At 68.6% G+C, this 17,548-nt stretch carries 20 protein-coding genes; 11 read left to right on the top strand and 9 right to left on the bottom strand.

Annotation, left to right across the window (positions count from 1 at the left end):
- Positions 1-26 precede the first annotated feature (26 nt).
- Together OG624_RS19870 and OG624_RS19875 are read left to right on the top strand one after the other, a co-directional pair.
- Positions 27-386 (top strand): hypothetical protein, encoded by a 360-nt coding sequence (locus OG624_RS19870; RefSeq protein WP_371639662.1) that lies wholly within the window; start codon positions 27-29, stop codon positions 384-386.
- 304 nt (positions 387-690) lie between these two features.
- Positions 691-3,330 (top strand): valine--tRNA ligase, encoded by a 2,640-nt coding sequence (locus OG624_RS19875; RefSeq protein ID WP_371639663.1) that lies wholly within the window; start codon positions 691-693, stop codon positions 3,328-3,330.
- 78 nt (positions 3,331-3,408) lie between these two features.
- Here the strand turns inward: OG624_RS19875 and OG624_RS19880 are convergent, their stop codons facing one another.
- From OG624_RS19880 to OG624_RS19890, 3 genes are read right to left on the bottom strand one after another with little or no spacing between them, the layout of a single operon-like run.
- Positions 3,409-4,332: a glycosyltransferase family 2 protein gene (locus tag OG624_RS19880; RefSeq protein ID WP_371639664.1), complete on the bottom strand. Its 924-nt coding sequence runs from the start codon at positions 4,330-4,332 to the stop codon at positions 3,409-3,411.
- Positions 4,329-5,045 (bottom strand): class I SAM-dependent methyltransferase, encoded by a 717-nt coding sequence (locus OG624_RS19885; protein WP_371639665.1) that lies wholly within the window; start codon positions 5,043-5,045, stop codon positions 4,329-4,331. The genes OG624_RS19880 and OG624_RS19885 overlap by 4 nt, the downstream gene beginning before the upstream one ends.
- A 42-nt stretch (positions 5,046-5,087) precedes the next feature.
- Positions 5,088-6,545 carry a hypothetical protein gene (locus OG624_RS19890; protein ID WP_371639666.1) on the bottom strand — a complete coding sequence of 486 codons (1,458 nt, stop codon included), beginning with the start codon at positions 6,543-6,545 and terminating at the stop codon, positions 5,088-5,090.
- A gap of 330 nt (positions 6,546-6,875) precedes the next feature.
- Between OG624_RS19890 and OG624_RS19895 the strand changes: the two genes are divergently transcribed.
- The 4 genes from OG624_RS19895 to OG624_RS19910 all read left to right on the top strand — a co-directional run bounded on the left by OG624_RS19895 (position 6,876) and on the right by OG624_RS19910 (position 9,617).
- The gene (locus tag OG624_RS19895; RefSeq protein ID WP_371639667.1) at positions 6,876-7,649 is read left to right on the top strand and encodes an aminotransferase class IV family protein; all 774 of its coding nucleotides are present in this window, start codon (positions 6,876-6,878) and stop codon (positions 7,647-7,649) included.
- Between the two features lie 65 nt (positions 7,650-7,714).
- Positions 7,715-8,656, top strand: coding sequence for an SUMF1/EgtB/PvdO family nonheme iron enzyme (locus OG624_RS19900; protein ID WP_371639668.1), 942 nt, complete (start codon positions 7,715-7,717; stop codon positions 8,654-8,656).
- A 10-nt stretch (positions 8,657-8,666) separates the two neighbouring features.
- The gene (locus OG624_RS19905) at positions 8,667-8,918 is read left to right on the top strand and encodes a creatininase family protein (RefSeq protein ID WP_371639669.1); all 252 of its coding nucleotides are present in this window, start codon (positions 8,667-8,669) and stop codon (positions 8,916-8,918) included.
- A 36-nt stretch (positions 8,919-8,954) separates the two neighbouring features.
- Positions 8,955-9,617: a hypothetical protein gene (locus tag OG624_RS19910; protein WP_371639670.1), complete on the top strand. Its 663-nt coding sequence runs from the start codon at positions 8,955-8,957 to the stop codon at positions 9,615-9,617.
- A gap of 124 nt (positions 9,618-9,741) precedes the next feature.
- Here the strand turns inward: OG624_RS19910 and OG624_RS19915 are convergent, their stop codons facing one another.
- Genes OG624_RS19915 through OG624_RS19925 form a run of 3 tightly spaced genes read right to left on the bottom strand, consistent with a single transcriptional unit; the run spans position 9,742 to position 11,764 of the window.
- Complete coding sequence (locus OG624_RS19915; RefSeq protein WP_371639671.1) at positions 9,742-11,121, bottom strand: ThiF family adenylyltransferase; 1,380 nt, start codon at positions 11,119-11,121, stop codon at positions 9,742-9,744.
- On the bottom strand, positions 11,103-11,489 hold the full coding sequence (locus OG624_RS19920) for a hypothetical protein (protein WP_371588068.1): 387 nt from the start codon (positions 11,487-11,489) through the stop codon (positions 11,103-11,105). Before OG624_RS19920 ends, OG624_RS19915 begins: the two co-directional genes overlap by 19 nt.
- Positions 11,486-11,764, bottom strand: a complete 279-nt coding sequence (locus OG624_RS19925; RefSeq protein WP_371588069.1) for a multiubiquitin domain-containing protein — start codon at positions 11,762-11,764, stop codon at positions 11,486-11,488. Before OG624_RS19925 ends, OG624_RS19920 begins: the two co-directional genes overlap by 4 nt.
- A gap of 179 nt (positions 11,765-11,943) precedes the next feature.
- Here OG624_RS19925 and OG624_RS19930 point away from each other — a divergent pair, with 179 nt between their 5' ends.
- The 4 genes from OG624_RS19930 (at position 11,944) to OG624_RS19945 (ending at position 14,606) form a co-directional block, all read left to right on the top strand.
- Positions 11,944-12,330 (top strand): helix-turn-helix domain-containing protein, encoded by a 387-nt coding sequence (locus OG624_RS19930; protein WP_371588070.1) that lies wholly within the window; start codon positions 11,944-11,946, stop codon positions 12,328-12,330.
- A gap of 2 nt (positions 12,331-12,332) precedes the next feature.
- A complete protein-coding gene (locus OG624_RS19935; protein ID WP_371588071.1) occupies positions 12,333-12,914 on the top strand; it encodes an ImmA/IrrE family metallo-endopeptidase in 582 nt (193 codons plus the stop codon).
- 127 nt (positions 12,915-13,041) lie between these two features.
- A complete protein-coding gene (locus tag OG624_RS19940; protein WP_371588072.1) occupies positions 13,042-13,440 on the top strand; it encodes a hypothetical protein in 399 nt (132 codons plus the stop codon).
- A 386-nt stretch (positions 13,441-13,826) separates the two neighbouring features.
- Entirely contained in the window at positions 13,827-14,606 is a 780-nt protein-coding gene (locus OG624_RS19945) for an ATP-grasp domain-containing protein (protein WP_352164011.1), read from the top strand.
- A 14-nt stretch (positions 14,607-14,620) separates the two neighbouring features.
- Here OG624_RS19945 and OG624_RS19950 read toward each other — a convergent pair whose 3' ends face one another.
- The 3 genes from OG624_RS19950 to OG624_RS19960 all read right to left on the bottom strand — a co-directional run bounded on the left by OG624_RS19950 (position 14,621) and on the right by OG624_RS19960 (position 16,787).
- Complete coding sequence (locus OG624_RS19950) at positions 14,621-14,968, bottom strand: DoxX family protein (RefSeq protein WP_033223386.1); 348 nt, start codon at positions 14,966-14,968, stop codon at positions 14,621-14,623.
- 126 nt (positions 14,969-15,094) lie between these two features.
- Positions 15,095-15,700: a hypothetical protein gene (locus tag OG624_RS19955; protein ID WP_371588073.1), complete on the bottom strand. Its 606-nt coding sequence runs from the start codon at positions 15,698-15,700 to the stop codon at positions 15,095-15,097.
- Positions 15,701-15,974: 274 nt separating this feature from the next.
- Positions 15,975-16,787, bottom strand: coding sequence for a VOC family protein (locus OG624_RS19960; RefSeq protein ID WP_161296991.1), 813 nt, complete (start codon positions 16,785-16,787; stop codon positions 15,975-15,977).
- A gap of 126 nt (positions 16,788-16,913) precedes the next feature.
- Here OG624_RS19960 and OG624_RS19965 point away from each other — a divergent pair, with 126 nt between their 5' ends.
- Positions 16,914-17,516, top strand: coding sequence for an HhH-GPD-type base excision DNA repair protein (locus tag OG624_RS19965; protein ID WP_030726228.1), 603 nt, complete (start codon positions 16,914-16,916; stop codon positions 17,514-17,516).
- Positions 17,517-17,548: the final 32 nt, after the last annotated feature.

Consider the following 17,548-nt stretch of genomic DNA (forward strand, 5'->3'; position numbering starts at 1 on the left):
ACCCCACCCCCTTGAGGAGCACCTCTATGCCCGCAACCCCCCTGCGCCCCCACATCATGGCCCTGCTGTTCGACATGGACTTCGCTCACCCCGGACGCACCTTCCACCACCTCGACGGGCGCCCCTTCACCAAGAGGGAACAGTCCATTGCCAACGAAGCCACCCTCGAAGAGTTCCAGGCCGCCGGAGCCAAGATCCACACCGAGGTGACCCAGGAGATCGCCGATCAAGCCCTGAACGACGCGCTCGATCTCCTGCGCAAGTACTTCACCCAGAACCCCGAAGCCGTCATCCCCTACATGACCGACGAGGACCGTGACCAGTACGAGAGCCTCCTCACCATCGCCGCCGCAGACGGCGGCCGATTCCTCACCCGCAGGAACTGACCACAAGGGGAAAGCGCCAAAACAGAACCGGCGGCCGGGCCCCTGCCCGGCCGCCGACCTGCTGTACGAGGCACCGGGCACCGCGCGCCCCGGTGGCCATCGTCAGCCCATCAAGGTGGCGTCTCAGCAGTTCGACCTTCTCCCCGTACCGAACCTCCGGCCGAGCGGGGTACGATGAACATCGGCCGCACGGGCGTGTTCTTGGTCACACTTGAATCTCATCCGTGCGGCCACCTTTGTGTCCCGGTGACAGCCAGCTCGCCCATGGAAAGTCAGGTGAGGGCGGCGATGGCGCGGGCCTAGAATGGCCGTCGTGACCGACAACACTCAGCGCCCCGACAGTGGGCCGAACAGCGCCCCCGAACTGCCGACCCAGTACGCGCCGGCCGAGGTAGAGGGGCCGCTGTACGAGCGTTGGGTAGAGCGCGGGTACTTCGAGGCCGACGCGAAGAGCGAGAAGCCTGCGTACACCATCGTCATCCCGCCGCCGAACGTCACCGGATCGCTCCACCTCGGCCACGCCTTCGAGCACACGCTGATCGACGCCCTCACCCGCCGCAAGCGCATGCAGGGCTACGAGACGCTGTGGCAGCCGGGCATGGACCACGCCGGCATCGCCACCCAGAACGTCGTCGAGCGCGAGCTCGCCAAGGAGGGCAAGTCCCGCCACGACCTGGGCCGCGAAGCCTTCGTCGAGCGCGTCTGGGAGTGGAAGGCCGAGTCCGGTGGGCAGATCGCCGGCCAGATGCAGCGTCTTGGTGAGGGCCTGGCCTGGAGCCGGGACCGGTTCACCATGGACGAGGGCCTGTCCCGTGCCGTCCAGACCATCTTCAAGAAGCTCTACGACGACGAGCTGATCTACCGCGCCGAGCGCATCATCAACTGGTGCCCGCGCTGCCTGACGGCCATCTCCGACATCGAGGTCGACTACCAGGACGACGACGGCGAGCTCGTCTCCATGAAGTATGGCGAAGGCGAGGACACCATCGTCGTCGCCACCACGCGCGCCGAGACGATGCTCGGTGACACCGCCGTCGCCGTCCACCCGGAGGACGAGCGCTACAAGCACCTGGTCGGCAAGCGCATCAAGCTGCCGCTGACCGACCGCACGATCCCGGTCGTCGCCGACACCCACGTCGACCCGGAGTTCGGCACCGGCGCCGTCAAGGTGACCCCGGCGCACGACCCGAACGACTTCGCCATCGGCCAGCGCCACAACCTCGAATCCATCGTGGTCCTCGACGAGCGCGGCATCATCACCGTCCACGGCCCCTTCCAGGGCCTGGACCGCTTCGAGGCCCGCTCCGCGATCGTTGCCGCCCTGCGCGCCGAAGGCCGGATCGTCGCCGAGAAGCGGCCGTACGTCCACTCCGTCGGCCACTGCTCGCGCTGCAAGACGACGCTGGAACCACGCCTGTCCATGCAGTGGTGGGTCAAGGTCGAGACACTCGCCAAGACCGCCGGTGACGCGGTTCGCGACGGCCGGGTCAACATCCACCCGGCCGACATGTCGCAGCGCTACTTCGACTGGGTCGACAACCTCAACGACTGGTGCATCTCGCGCCAGCTGTGGTGGGGCCACCGCATTCCCGTCTGGCACGGCCCGAACGGTGAGCTGGTCTGCGTCGGTCCCGACGAGGAGCCGCCCACGGGTGAGGGCTGGACGCAGGACACCGACGTCCTCGACACGTGGTTCTCGTCCGGCCTGTGGCCGTTCTCCACGCTGGGCTGGCCGGAGCAGACCCCGGACCTGGAGAAGTTCTATCCGAACTCCGTCCTGGTCACCGGTTACGACCTGATGTTCTTCTGGGTCGCCCGGATGATGATGTTCGGCCTGTACGCGATGGACGGGCAGCCGCCGTTCCACACGATCGCGTTCCACGGCATGGTCCGCGACGAGTTCGGCAAGAAGATGTCGAAGTCGTTCGGGAACACGGTCAACCCGCTGGACTGGATGGACAAGTACGGTTCGGACGCGCTGCGTTTCACCCTGGCCAAGGGCGCCAACCCGGGCGTCGACGTCCCGATCGGCGAGGACTGGGTCCAGGCGTCCCGGAACTTCGCAAACAAGATCTGGAACGCGACGCGCTTCGCGCTCATGAACGGCGCCACGGTCGAGGGTGACCTGCCGCCGGCCGAGAAGCTCTCGGCGACCGACCGCTGGATCCTGTCGCGGCTGAACAAGGTCGTCGCCGAGGCGGACGCCTATTACGACGACTACCAGTTCGCCAAGCTCGCGGATGCTCTGTACCACTTCGCGTGGGACGAGGTCTTCGACTGGTACGTCGAGCTGTCGAAGACGACGTTCTTCGACGGTGGTGAGCAGGCCAAGGTTTCGGCCCGCGTCCTGGGCGAGGTTCTCGACGTCACCCTGCGGCTGCTCCACCCGATCGTCCCGTTCGTCACGGACACCCTGTGGACCACGCTGACGGGCGGGGAATCGGTCGTCATCGCCGAGTGGCCGAAGGACTCTGGCTTCCGCGACGATGCCGCGGAGAAGGAGATCGAGCTGGTTCAGCAGGTCGTCACCGAGGTCCGCCGGTTCCGCTCGGACCAGGGCCTTCAGCCCGGTCAGAAAGTCCCGGCCCGCCTGGAGCTCGACGGCACGGCGCTGGCCCCGCACGAGGCCGCCATCCGCCAGGTGTTGCGCCTCCAGCCAGAGGGCGAGGGCTTCGCCGTCACCGCCTCCCTGCCGGTGGCCGGTGCCACGGTCTCGCTCGACCTGTCGGGCACGATCGACGTGGCGGCCGAGCGTAAGCGGCTGAGCAAGGACCTGGCCGCCGCCGAGAAGGAGAAGCAGCAGGCCGAGGCCAAGCTCGGGAACGAGGCGTTCATCGCCAAGGCCCCCGACAACGTCGTGGACAAGATCAAGGGCCGCCTCGCCAAGGCCGAGGCGGACATCGCCCGGCTCCAGGCCCAGCTGGACAAGCTGCCGCCGCAGTAAGCGCCGGAACACGCCCGAAGGGGGCCCAGACCGCATGGTCTGGGCCCCCTTCGGGGTCTCCGGCCTCGGACACGGTCCCTACGGAATCCCCAGCGTCTCGTACGGACTCGACAGGGTGAACTCGCGCTGCTCCGCGACGATCTGAGCCTGGTGGAGATCGAAGTTCGCCATGTACAGGAGGTCGTCGAGGCGCGTCGGCTTCTGCTCCAGCACGTCGAGGGCGATCTCGGCAGCGCCGTCGTTCCGGTCCAGCCTGTCCTGGAAGAAGTCGAGGTTCTTCTCCACGACGAGGCGCGTCATGTCCAGCTCCGAGACTTCCGCGTCGGACACGCGCTCGACCCGCGAGTGCACCCGGTACTCGTAGAAGGGGCCGACAATACACCGGATGTCGTTGCCCGCCCCTCGCCTGAACCTGCTGGCCAGCAGGTTGACCGCGAAAGCCCAGTCCCCCCACTTGAGCACCTTCGGGTCGTACAGACCACACGCAAGGGCGTCAGCCCGGCGGCAGACGATCGACGTGGGAACGTGGTGCTTGCGTACGACCAGGTCTTCGTGGCACGGATACGAGGAGATGGTGAACCCCTCGAAGGCACCGAACATCCACGACATCGTGTGTACGAACGCGGTGTCGGGTTCGGAGTCGAGGATCTGCGCCGCCCTGTCCGGGTAGGACCCGTGCTTGAGGAGGGGTGGTTCAGTGGCCAGCCGGTCGTCGGCGTCCACCTGCATCACGTACTCCATCCGGGCGGCTGCCACGCCGGCGTTCCGGGCCACGTGGTGCCCCTGGCGCTGGGCGAGCCGGAGGACGCGTACGCCGGGCATCTCAGCGCAGGTGTCGATGGCCTTCAAGGTCGTGTCGTCGTCCGATCCGTCGTCGACGATGACCACCTCGTACGGACGTCGAAGGGACTGCTCGACGACGGACTCCACTGCCTCGATGAGGTAGTCCCCCGCGTTGTGGCAGGGGACGACGAAGCTGATGCCAGCGTGCGTGGTTGTCACGAGGCCGCCCTTCCCTTCATGGCCGCAGCGCCGACCGGAGCCGGGCGCCTGCGCACCGCGATGACCGTCGCGCGAGTCGCTGCGAAGTAAGTACGCCGAGAGCGCGTGTCCTGTTCGGTGTGGTCGTCCCAGCTCACGGTGAGATCCCAGCCCTCGTAGATCCGCTCCAGGGCGCGGGCGAGGGACTTCGGCGTGTACCGGGCCTCGCCTTCGATGTTGATCTGAGCACCGTGGGCGTCCTTCCGCGAGATCGCCGTAAAGATCTCGAGGTAGTGCACGTTGACTGAGCGGGAAGCCTGTACGGCCTGGGCGAGCAGGGCCTCCGCGTCGTCTCGCGACAGATAGTGGAGGACGTCCTTGGCGACGAGCACGCCGAAGTCCTCCTGGACGGGGTACTGCTCGATGAGGGACTCCACCACCGTGACCCGCTCAGCAAGGTCCTGGCGCTGTGAGAGCAGCTGGAGCAGAGGCTCGGCCGGGGCCTGGTCCACCGCGACGACGGTGAAACCGGCCTCTGCCAGGACGACGGTGTACGCGCCGGCACCGTACCCGACGTCCAGGGCGCGGCGAGGGGTGCTGATGGGGAGGGCGGCCAGCAGGGCGAGGAATCGCGGCGAAACGGGTGCGCGCAGTCTCTCTGCGGTGCTCCGGCCGTTCCGTAACGCCGCGGCGTAGAAGGCGTGGAGGGACGCCTTCGAGTGTTGTACGGGCAAGGGGTACCGCCTGGGGTTGGAGGGCTGGATGAGGGGAGGTATCTAGAACTCGGCGATCTCGACGGGCCGGCCGGGCGTGAGCAGAGAGGACGCCAGCGCCTCAGTGACCTTCATCGGCAGCAGGTGCGCCGAGAGCGAGCTCCTGTTCTCGGTCCCGCGCAGCCAGTTCTCCATGAGCTGCCGGTTGCTGTCGCTGTGGAACAGCCCGTCGAACGTCTGGACGGTCGTGTACTGCTCGTCCGGCAGCAGGGAGGCATTCGCCCTCGTGGTCAGCCGGGCGAAGGCGTCGATCTTGTCCGCGTTCTGCCCGCGGGGCACGTCGTAGCAGTGGACGTGCGCGGAGTAGAGGGTCGACAGCTGCGCTTCGAGGTCGACGCTGGAGGTGCGGCCGTTCTTGTTGTAGACGTCGTCCGGGAAGTCTTGCCAGCTGCGGATGGACGGCGTCGTCTGCTCGAAGGACAGCGTCCCGATGGTCAGGGTGCGCTCCGACGCGACGTCGACCAGGCGGAACGTGGCGGTGATGTCCGTCTCGCCGAAGAAGGCCGCCGGGCTCTCGGCGTGGGGCCAGCGCGGGTGCCCGTCCGCGAACCGGCTGGCGGCCGGCTTCGGGAGGCGGAGGTGCTGGTCAGCCGGGAAGGCGCCGAATGAGCTGACTTCGAGCCTGAAGCGGCGGTCGGGGAACACCAGCTTGTTGAGGGACAGGCACTGCACGGCGAGATCGACGTAGTGGTAGGCCCCGTGCATCATCATCCCGTAGCCGTACCGGTAGGGGTGATCGTCCCGCGTCTCGTACTCGTGCTGGAGGTTCCAGACGCCGCCAGCGGCTCGCAGGTGGAACGAGGTGACGGGAGCCTGCCAGTCCCGCACCCTCTCTTCGAGCGAGCGGAGCACCTCGCCGTTGTAGATGCGGTGGTACCGGCTCAGGGTCATCACGGAGTGCTTGGCACCGGTACGGTCGGCCTGGGCGATGAGCTCCTCCATGACGTCGGTGATGCGAGACGGCGCGAACCGGCCGTCGACCAGCGGAGCCAAGACCGGCTTCTCCACCAGGGAGTCGATGCCGTTCTCGACGCAGTAGCGCAGGTACGCCTCGTGCGCCCGCACCTCGGTCGCGATGTACACCTTCATCGGCAGCTCGGGCTGCCGAAGCTGCCGGAGGGCGGCTCCGATCAGCTCCGGCTGGTCCTGCTGCGCGGTCGAGCCACGGCCCGACTCCGGAAGGTAGACGACCTCCCGAGGCTTCAGGTCGGCTCCCTGGATGCGTTCCTCGATCGTCGCCCGCTCCGACTCCAGGTCGATGACGGAGTACGAGTCGACGTGGCCTGCCTCGACGGCGGCCCTGATGCAGGGCAGGTACTTGTTGGCGACGATCTCGTCGAAGCCGACCACGACGAGGTTGTGCCGACGGGTGGCGGGGCGGGCATCGCCGACGGCGGATCGCCCCGTCGGCTCTTCGACACAGCGGAGGGTCTGCTGCCTGGGGATCAGGGTCGCTGTCACCCGAGACATTCGAGAGTCGGTTTGCATCCGCTTTGCTCCCATTTGTGCTGTCACTGCTCGGAGCTGTTCCGAGACAGACCAGACGTTGATCGCCGCGACGGTGGTCGCCTCTCGCCCGAGCTCATGCAGGGCGCACCCACCGCGATCGGAGCCGACGTACCGACACCGGAGAGGCGGTGGCGGGGTTCGTGCTCGCATCACAAGGCTGCTGGCCGGGCCGCTCCGCCGGAACGTCCTCCCACCGCCCCAGGACCGAACTTTCACCGAACTAGGCCGTCCTGCCAGGCCCTTCACGGCTGAGAGCCCCGCACGAGATGGCACTCTGGCCGCATGGCAGAACTCAACGGAGAACCAGTCGAGCCGTCTCAGCTTCAGAACCTGGCCCTGACCAACTACGGCCACTTCACTTCGATGCGCGTGGACGATGGCCGCGTACGCGGCCTCTCTCTGCACCTGGAGCGGCTCCGGCGTGACTGCCGAACCCTCTTCGGTGTCGACCTCGACCCGCAGCGCGTCCGCGAGCTGGCCCGCCGCGCGGCACCTGAGACCGGGTCCACGACCGTCCGCGTCACCGTCTTCGACCCCCGACTCGACCTCGGCCACCCGAGCGAGGCCAAAGACCCGCACGTACTAGTGACCTCCCGATCGGCGGGCGCCCTTCCACTGCCGCCGCTCAGGGTCCAGTCCACGACGTACGTACGTGACCTCCCGAGCGTCAAGAGCGTCGGCCTCTTCGCGACCCTCCATCACCGCCGTCAGGCACAGTTGAGCGGATTCGACGACGCGCTCTTCGTCGACCAGGAAGGGGTGATCTCGGAGGGAGGCACCTGGAACATCGGCTTCTTCGACGGCAACCGGGTGATCTGGCCGAACGCCGACTGCCTCGTCGGCGTGACCATGGAGCTCCTCAAGGGTGCCCACGACCACGATGAGCGAACGGTCCGGCTGGACGACCTGCCGAACATGACAGCCGCGTTCGCCACCAACGCGGCGATCGGTGTCCGGGCCGTCAGCGCGATCGACAGCATCGAGCTACCCGAATCCCACGCGATCATCGACGCACTCCGCAAGGAGTACACGGAGATCGAAGACGACTTGTTGTAGCGCTCCGAAGCCGGGCTCCAACTGGCTAAGCTGGTCGGGAACAGCCGGCAACAAGGAGTCCTGGAGTGGCGACAGTTGAGCGATGGTCCGGACTGGAGGTCCGGGCCTTACGCGAGGCATCGCGGATGAGCACCGAGGAGTTCGCGACGCGCCTCGGTGTCAGCGATCGCATGGTGTCCAAGTGGGAATCACGCAAGGACACGATCCGGCTCAGGCAGGTCAACCAGGCGGCTCTGGACACGCTCCTCTCCAGTTCCGCACCTGACGTCCACGAGCGGTTCGCGAGCCTCGCGCGCTCGCTGGGCACGGTGCTCCCCGCCCAGGAGGCTCCAAGCCCCGGGGCCCAGCCACAGCAGCACAAGATCCGTCACCCTCGCGACGGCAAAAGCATGGCCCTCATCGAGGCGGGCACATTCCTGTGCGGCGAGAAGAACGAGCCAGTCTGGCTCCCGTCCTTCTACATCGACGTCTACCCGGTGACCAACAACGACTACGCCCGCTTCGTGGCCGCCACCGGCCACGAGCCGCCCCAGCACTGGCACCGCGGCAAGTGTCCCGACGCTATCCTCGACCACCCGGTCGTCTTCGTCACCTGGCACGACGCCTCGGCCTACGCGGCATGGGCGGGCAAGGAACTACCGACCGCCCAGCAATGGGAGAAGGCGGCCCGCGGCGCCCGCGGCGACTCGTACCCCTGGGGTAACAACCACACCCCGGCCAAGTGCAACTCCCGCGAGAGCGGCATCGGCTCCACGACCCCAGTCAGCCGTTACCACAGTGGCGTCTCCCCGTACGGCGTCTACGACCTCTGCGGCAACACCTGGGAGTGGTGCTCGACCCGCTCCGAGCCAGGCCGCTACGAGCTCAAGGCCGGCGCCTGGACCAGCCCTTTCGCCCGAGCCGTCCCCGCCGTATTCAACGACGCCTCCGCCGAGATGCTCGACGACGACACAGGATTCCGCTGCGCGACTCCCGCAACCGCGATCGAGGCCCTGCTTGCGGGCTGATCCTCCGATCATGCACGCCGGCGAGATCGAGACCTCCATCCTTCATCACGCAGCGCCCGACTTGGTGCGGGACGGGTTCACCAATGCCGACCACGACGGCGGCAGCCGTCCTTTCCTGCTCGTTCAAGGCGCGAGCGCGCACACCGGTACTGGTGTGATCGGTTTCCCGTCCCGCGCGACCGCGGCCAGGGACAAGGCCGTACTGGCCAGCCTGGCCGACAGCTTCGCGGGCCACCTGGAGATCCTCGGCCTCAGTGACTGAAGCCAGCCAACACACCTGTAATCGAAAGGTTCCGCTTTGACGCCTGCGCCACAGCCCTTCCCAGTCGGCTCGATCGTCCTGTACCTGGGGAACCGCGCCAACGTCACTGGTCACGCCGCCGACGGCAAGGTCGAGATACGGATGCTCGGCACGGGAAGCGAGCTATCCGTCCCTCCGGACAGACTGACCTCCGTGACGCCACCTGCTGCTGCGGGGCCACCACTCTCCCGGGCTGGCCTGTTCGCGGGTGCAGGACTCATCGCCGTCATCGCCTTGGCATTCCTTCTTGACGCCGGCGGCAACGACCCGGACGAGGCCGCTTCGGCGACTCCGCACGTGTCGGCGGTACCTCCAGCACCGAGCAGCCCCTCGACGGTTTCACCAACGACTGCGGCGACGCCACAGGCCGATGACACGCCCACCCCACGCGTGGCCCCCAGCTACGGTGCCGGAGTGCCCCCTTGGGTGAAGCGCGTCCAGGACGTGAAGGCGGCCTACATCCTGCCCGGCAATCCTGAGGAAGAAGACCCAGCCGACCGCAGAGACTCAGTTGTGATCGAGTACACCAGTGGCGACGCCGGTCAGCGCTGCACCGCGATGCGGGCATTGGCCGGGACCGAACACGGTGTCATCGCTTACACCCCGACCGGGATGGCGGTGGACTCGAACGACTGCCTCAGCGTGGACCTCAGTCCCTGATCGGCCGCGGTTCCCTGGGCTCAGTTCTGGTCTCATTCGCGTCCGTGCGGGCCCGTCCGTGCGTGGCCGCACCGAACGCTGCGCCGCAGGTCAGGACGCCCCTGACCCCCGTACGAATATTTGGTTAGAGGGTGGCCGTCTGCACGACGCTCCCGCTGTCACCACGGCCGAGGCGGCCAGCCGGAGTGCACCACCGACAGTTCGCGTCCTGGCGGGGGTCTTGCAGATCGCGCTGGCGAGTACGGGGGCGATGAATGACGGCGGCGTGATCGTGGTCGTCATCATGCAGGCCGGTGGCGGCCAGGACGAAGTGGTTGAGTGCCTCGGCAGCTGCGAGGGTGTTGAGTGTGATGACGCTGGGCACCGGGACACCCGGGACGTAGCGGGCAGCATCCCGTTCGGCTTTGGGGTGCATGTCGATCGCGAGCTGAGTGGAATCGATGAGCCGGTTGCACCACAGGCAACCGTCGCCGGGGAGCATGATCCGGGTGGCGGTGTGGATCTGGCCGACGCAGCCGGCGGAATCGACGGGGATCTTGACGCCTACTTGGACGCCTGGGATGAGGAACTGCTGAACGGTGGCGTTGACCCAGTGGCGGGCGGATGCGCTGTCGGCGGCGAGGAAGATCCAGTCGCAGAGCGCCAGCTCGTTGAGGGCCTCTGGGTGCTCCACGCGTGTGGCCTTGGGGATCAGACGAATGCGGGGATTGGCGCGCTGCGCGTTCCGGGCCGCGAGGTCGGTCTTGAGCTGGCCGATGTCGTCCTTTCCGGCAGCTACGAGGCGAGGCAGGTTGGTGGCCTCGACGGTGTCGTCGTCGATGAGGACGAGCGTGCCAACCCCCAGGCGGGCAAGTTCTTCGACGAGGATGCTGCCGACACCGCCCAGGCCGACGACTGCAACTCGGAGCCGGTTCAGCGTCGCCTGCCCGACGTCGCCCAGGAGCCGGGCCTGCCGATCGTGGCCCGGCCCGGCGGGCGTGGCAGTGACCGGACAGGGGCGGAGGCGCAGCAGATTGCCTCCCGGGATCACGGTCTCGGCCAAGGGTGTGCGGCTGCCGTCGGCAAGCCAGAGGTCCCCCGCAGCGGCGTGTGGGGTAAAGACGAGCCCACCGACCGTCTGTCCGGTGATCTGCCGCAGGGCCGGATACCCACGCTCATGGCTCGCGGTGTCGACGGAGGAGAAGCGAACCCGATCCAGCCCCCCATGGGCATGGACCGCAAGGTAGGCCGCAGATTCGTCACGGGCACGGACTGCCGCATCCCGGACAAACGATGGGGCGAGAGCGCGGTGGCCGTACTCGCCAGGGATGTAGGCGGTGTCATTGGTGGCCGTGATCAGGTCATAGGCCAGCAGCCGCGGGCCCCGCGCCCCTTCGGCATGGCCGGCCAGCAACACGGCCCCACCGCCGAACGGGAACAGATGCGCGGACAGCTCCGTCCAGAGGCGGTGGGGGATGGTCAGACTCCATCCCTCGGCGGGCGGGTTCACTGGTCGGCGAGCCACAGGCGGATCCTTTCGGCCTTGAGTGCCGCGCTGTCGACGATCGCGTCTCGACGGTTGGAACGGCGGGAGATCTGCAGTGCGGGCTGGCCGCGCCAGCCCGTCGACTGGACTGCCGGTCCATGGGACTGCCCGTCGGTACGGGAAAGCGGCCCGACGTAGTGGGGGTAGACGTCGGCGTCCGGGTAGGCGGCGCTGATCTGGAACCCGAGCCAGGTGACAGCCGGAGCGTAGGAGGGGCCGACCGGCACGTCCTCGACGGTGACGAACACACCGCCGGTGCCGTCCGGAACCACCTCGACCGGGTGACCGGTGAACTGGGCCCGGACGGCCTCGACGGCTTCGGTGATTGCCGAAGCGAGGGTGTTCACGAGTTGTCGTCCGGGGGCACGGCCAGGAACTCCTGGTTCGGGTGGACCCGGATCTGCTCGTCGTCGTCGACGACCTCGTAGCGCCCGTTCCCCCGCTTGACCGACAGCTGGAAGCCGGTGTCGATCGGTACGCCCTGGGCGATCGCTGCCTGCTTGATCTCCAGGCCAGTGAGCTCACGGCTGGGCAGGATCACGGGCTGGTTGTTCACGGTGACTGTGACCTTGACGGGGCGGCGCTCGTTCTGGCCGGCCGTCGGCTCGATGACGGTGTCCATCGCGTTCCTCGTTTCTGGTGTACCGGTGCCGCCTGGTAAGAGGCGGGCACGCCTGCGTTTCGAGATCTTCGCATCGTTTGAGATGTCGAACACTCGTGATCACGCTAGCACGGGGGTGTTTGAAATGTCGAACACTGATAGAAAGGAGGCAACACCCCCACACCAAGAGGAGGAGGGCGATGGCCAGGAACCGCGTGAACGTGGCCGCTCTGTACGCGGCCCTCGATGCCGCGCGGACCACGAGAGGACTCTCGTGGCGACAGTTGGCAGGAGAGGTGGGCGTCAGCCCTTCGACCATGACCCGGCTAGCCAATGGCCACCGACCGGACGTGGACGCCTTCGCCGCCCTCGTGCAGTGGCTCTCCCTGCCGGCCGAAAACTTCATGATCGATTCGGGCGGCGACGCCGAGGGCAAGCCCACCGCCGAGCCGGAGCTGCTGGTGCAACTCGCCCCGCTCCTGCGCGCCCGCAGCGATCTGGGTGAAGAAGACGTGCGGTACCTGGAAGAAGTGATCGGAGCGGCAATGCGTCGGTTCGCCTCCGACCGCGACTCCACTGTGGGGTGAGCATGGGATCTCGGTGGACCAAAAAGGCGCTCGAAGAACTGGCGCTCGAGGAGCGTCGACGGATCGAAGTCGACCTCCACGACCCCCTAGACCTCACGCGCCTGACCGATGAGTGGGGTGTCCGCGTGTACGGCCTGAGCGACCTCGCCGCTCACGGTTGCTCACCGGCGGCGCTGGAGTACTTCAGTTCCGCCGGTGCAGGAAAGTGGTCCGCCGCCCTGGTCCCGGCAGGGACAGGCTGCTTCATCCTCGTGAACTCGTCGCATACATCGCAGCGGCTCCGATCGAACATCGCGCACGAAATGGGGCACCTCCTTCTTGAGCACGAGTTCACTGGCGTTCTGGTCAGCGATGGCGGGTGCCGCAGCCTGGACCCGGCGATGAAGGTGAAGGAGCGGGAGGCACACGACCTCTCCGCGGAACTCCTGATCCCCAAGTCCGCCGCGATCAAGGCCGCGTTCGACAACCTTGCCGATGACGAGGTCGCTCAGCGCTTCGATGTGAGCATCGAGTTCGCACGAATGCGCATGAACGCCTCGGGCGCCAGGAAGATCGCAACACGGTCCAGAGCCAAACGCCGGTAGGTTGGCCCACACCACAGCAGGATGGCCCAATGGCCAGCCGCCCGTTCCGCACGGGCAAGGTCAGCCGTCCGAGGCCCCGGACCACGTATTCATCGTGGATCGGCAGGGCGGGGGTGGAGACACGGTGATGGACAACCGGGTGGAGCGTGACGTGCAGCCCGCAGGAGGGAAGGCAGCGATGGGACTCTTTGACAGGTTGTTGAAAGGCGGCGGTGACGGGTCCACTGAAACCTGTCCGTGGTGCAGCGCTTCGTTGATCGGCGCGGATAAGGGCGGATGGGCTGAGGGCCGCTTCGAGTGTCCGAACTGCGAGGGCGGCGTGTTCTTCATGGAAGACGGCCAGCTCGTGGATTCCATGCAGCGGGGCAAGAGCAGTGGAGGCGGCACTTGCGAGATGTGCCAGTCGTCGTTGTCTGGTGGCATGAGCTACCTGCCATACGAGGATGGAAGCAACTCGCATGCCTACATCAAGTGTCCGTCGTGCGGGCATGAGAACATCCGCTCCGGGTTCGGCGAGGACGACTAAGGGACACCCGTTTCGGGCAGAGAGCCCCCAGCGGTCGAAGACTTGATGCCGAAGCCGCCGAACGCGGCGCAGGCGGCCGCGTCACACCGCACTCTGGTCTCAGTTCTGGTCTCATTCACCCCCGTCCGGCCCCGTCCGTACGGGGCCACCCCGAACGCCCCGCCGCAGGTCAGGACGCGTACGGCCCCCGTCGGACGCCCGTACGAACATTTGGAAAGCGTGTTGGGGGCAACCCCTCACGAGTTCGAATCTCGTATCCTCCGCCAGTGCCTCACCGGGCACGTTGTAGAAGGGCCCCGCTGCTTGCAGCGGGGCCCTTCTACGTTTCCGCGTTTCTCCGTCCGCGTCCCCCCGTCCCGGCCGGATGCCCGCGCCACAATGGCCGGATGACGGACGAGGTGTTCCTGATACCCGCCCGGCCGACCGCCACGGCCGGGCTGCTCGCGGAGGCCGCCGCCCGCCGGGGGATGACCGTCCGGGCCCTCGGCCCCGACTTCGGAGAGCTGGTCGGCCGGCCCGTGCACTGGTGCGGTGGCCCGCACGCCGCCGCGCGGGTGGCCGGAGCGCTCGGGCTGGGGCTGCTGGAGCCCCCCGACGACTGGCTCACGCGGCTGCCCGAGCGGTTCACGGGCCGCCGGGTCGAGCTGACCACCCTGGGTCGGGCGGCGCGGGAGCTGATCGGATCCGGGCGGCCGGCGTTCGTGAAGCCGCCGCGCGAGAAGTCCTTCCCGCCCGCCGTGTACGGGCCCGGCTCACCGCTGCCGCGGTCCCTGCCCGCCACCACCCCCGTGCTGGTCTCGGAGGTGGTGGACTTCGCCGCCGAGTACCGGTTGTTCCTGCTCGACGGGGAGATCGCCGCCGGCAGCCGGTACGCCGTCCACGGACGCCTGGACCCCGCCCCGCTCGACGAGGACGGGCGCGGGGCGGACGTACGCGGCTTCGCGGCCGCGCTGCTCGCCGCGACGGGCCCGGACCTGCCCAGCGCCGTCACCGTCGACGTCGGCCTCGTCGGCGCGACCGGCCGGTACGCCGTGGTCGAGGCCAACATGCCGTGGTTCTCGAACAGTTACGCCGCCCGTCCCGAGGCCGTCCTGGACGTGGTGCTGCGCGCGGCCGGGCCGCTGGACCGGGTCGGCCCGGCCGACCTGCCGTTCGTGACCCCGTAGCGCGGGGGGCCGCCTCAGCCGTTGAAGCCGAGGGCCAGGGCCACGACCGCCGGGGCCGCGTAGATCACCGGGAAGGCGACGTGGGCGTAGGACTTCGCCCGGAGCACCGTGATCACGGCGCCCGCGAAGTACAGGGCCACCCCGATCGCCGCCGCGACGCCGATCGCGGGGACGAAGACACCCACCGCCAGGCCGACCGCGCCGGCCGCCTTCGCGGTGGCGAGCGGGGTCCACCACGAGCGCGGGACCCCGTACTCGACCAGCGGCTCCACGACCCACTTCGCCCCGAGGTACATCGAGGCCGCCGAGAATCCGACCATGAAGGCGCCGACCAGGGCGAAGACGACTGCGGTGGTGGACATGGGAGCTCCCCTCGGGCGGGAGCCGGTGCGCGGTCGCTCCGGTCTGTCTCCCGCCTGCTTCACTCCTCTGACCCACCCCGCCGCACCGGTGTGACAGGCCGCGCGAAAAAAGACTCCGCCCCGCGCTCAGGGGCTGCCGGGGACGTAGACGTCGAGGGCGGGGAAGCAGACGGCGTTGTCCGCGCTGCAGATCTCCCGGTCGGTCGGTGAGATCGCGGGGACGGGGCGTTCGTAGGTGAGCAGGCTCAGGGTCCGGCCCGAGGCGAAGGCGGCCGTGGCCTCGCGGACCGGGCTCAGGTCCGTGCGGTGCGGGCCGGATCCGGTGTACGCGTACGGGGCGTGGCCGCCGTCCACGACGGCGAAGTAGATCGTGGTCCGGCCGGGGTACACGGCGCCCTCGGTCACCAGCCGGATCCCGATGCGCGCCCAGGACTTCGGCAGGGGGTTGCAGGTGGTGCTCGCGCGGGCGTCCCGGACCACGGCCAGGCAGTAGTTCCGGTCGTCCGGCATCCAGGCGAGCTCGCCCGTGTCGCCCGCCGGTTCGCGGTGGATGACGAGGAGGGACTCGTCGCCCGGTACCCGGAGCTCCGGGGCCGTGTCCCTGCGGACGGCCTCCAGCAGCCGGCCGTCGGCAGCCGTGACCTCGGCGTCCCCGACCGGCTCGGCCGGCCCCGTCGCCTGCGGCGGCCCGGAGGGCGTCGTCGAAGGTGCCGACGCCGACGGCAGGGGCACCGACGCTGCGGGCGAGGGTGTCGACGGCGCCGACGACGGCTTCGGCGAGCTGCCGTGCTGCGAGAGTGTCGGCGCGTGTCCGGGAGACGGCTCCGGCGCGGGCGGCAGGCCGCACCCGGCCGTCGCGAGGATCGCCAGTCCGCATCCCGCGGCAGCCAGAATCGTCCCGTGTCGCATTGAATCCGCCCCCGCGCAGATGGAACCCGTGTGCGGGGCAGTCTGCCGTGTCGCCCGGCACGGCGACACGGCAGGGCGACACGGCATCCGGGGCGGCTCAGCCGAAGCTCGGCATCTCACCCACCGTTGTCGACATGTCGATCACCGCGAAGGCGGCGCCCTGCGGGTCCGTGACCGCCGCGAACCGGCCGAACGGGCTGTCCATCGGGCCGAAGTGCAGCTTCCCGCCGTGCTTCTGGGTCTTCGCCACCGCCTCGTCGCAGTCCGGCACCCCGAAGTAGACCTGGATGTACGGCGGCACGTCCGGCGGGAAGTCGGAGTCCATCTTCATCCGGCCCAGCACCGGGTTCCCGGCTCCGCCGACGCTGAAGACCTTGAAGTCCATGCCGGCCATCTCCGGGTCGTCGCCCGGGTCCATCTGCTGGGCGCCGTACGGGAAGACCTTCGGCAGGAACCCGTCCGCCTTGGCGGGGTCCCGGGTGAAGACCTCCGCCCACGCGTACGCGCCCGCCTCGCCCATCTTCTCGAAGCCCTTGTGCTCGCCCGGCTGCCAGACGCCGAAGACCGCGCCGCTCGGCTCCTTCGCGATCAGCATCGTGCCGAAGGTGCCCACCTGCATGGGGCCCATCAGCACCTCGCCGCCGTTCGCCGTCACCTTCTCGGCGGTGGCCGCCGCGTCGGGCGAGGCGAAGTACAGACACCACTGGGACGGGGCGTCGGCTCCCGGCATCGGCGGGACCACGGCGGCGACGGCCTTGCCGTCGGAGTAGGCCTGCGTGTAGTTGCCGTACTCGCTGCTCGCCTCGCCGAAGGTCCAGCCCAGCACGTCCGCGTAGAAGGTCTTGGCCCCCTCCACGTCGGCGAACATCGCGTCCACCCAGCACGGAGCGCCTTCGGAGAACTCAGACATGATCGATCGACTCCTCGTCTCGTACCTGTCGTCTCGTAGCTGTCGTCGTCGTAGACGGCCGTACTCACGCTAGGCGCGCGGTGCGGCGACCGCGCGGGGAGCGCGCCCAGGCGGGACGCTGGAGCCATGGACAAGGACATCACCATCCGGCTGGCCCAGCAGCCGGAGGCCGACGCGCTGCTCGGCCGGAGCCCGCTCGCCGCACTCGTCGGAATGCTGCTGGACCAGCAGGTGCCGATGGAGTGGGCGTTCTCGGGGCCCTGGACGATCGCCCAGCGGCTCGGCTCCGACGATCTCGACGCGCACGCCATCGCCGCGTACGACCCGGAGGCCTTCGCCGCGCTGCTCTCCGAGAAGCCCGCCGTACATCGGTATCCGGGGTCGATGGCGACGCGGATCCAGCAGTTGTGCGCGTACCTCGTGGAGCACTACGACGGGAGCGCGGAGGCGGTCTGGGCCGACGCCACGACCGGCCAGGAGCTGCTGAAGCGCCTCAAGGCGCTGCCGGGCTTCGGGGAGCAGAAGGCGCAGATCTTCCTCGCCCTGCTGGGCAAGCGGTTCGGCGTGCGTCCGACGGGCTGGCGGGAGGCTGCGGGCGGGTACGGCCCGGCGAACGTCTACCGCTCGGCGGCCGACATCACGGGCCCGGAGTCCCTGGCCAAGGTGCGGGCGCACAAGCAGGAGATGAAGGCCGCCGCGAAGGCCGCCAAGGCCGCGGGCGGCTCCTGATCGCGTGGTCGGGCGGCAGGTCGGGCAGGAAT

The organism is Streptomyces virginiae (assembly GCF_041432505.1).
Lineage (GTDB): Bacteria > Actinomycetota > Actinomycetes > Streptomycetales > Streptomycetaceae > Streptomyces > Streptomyces virginiae_A.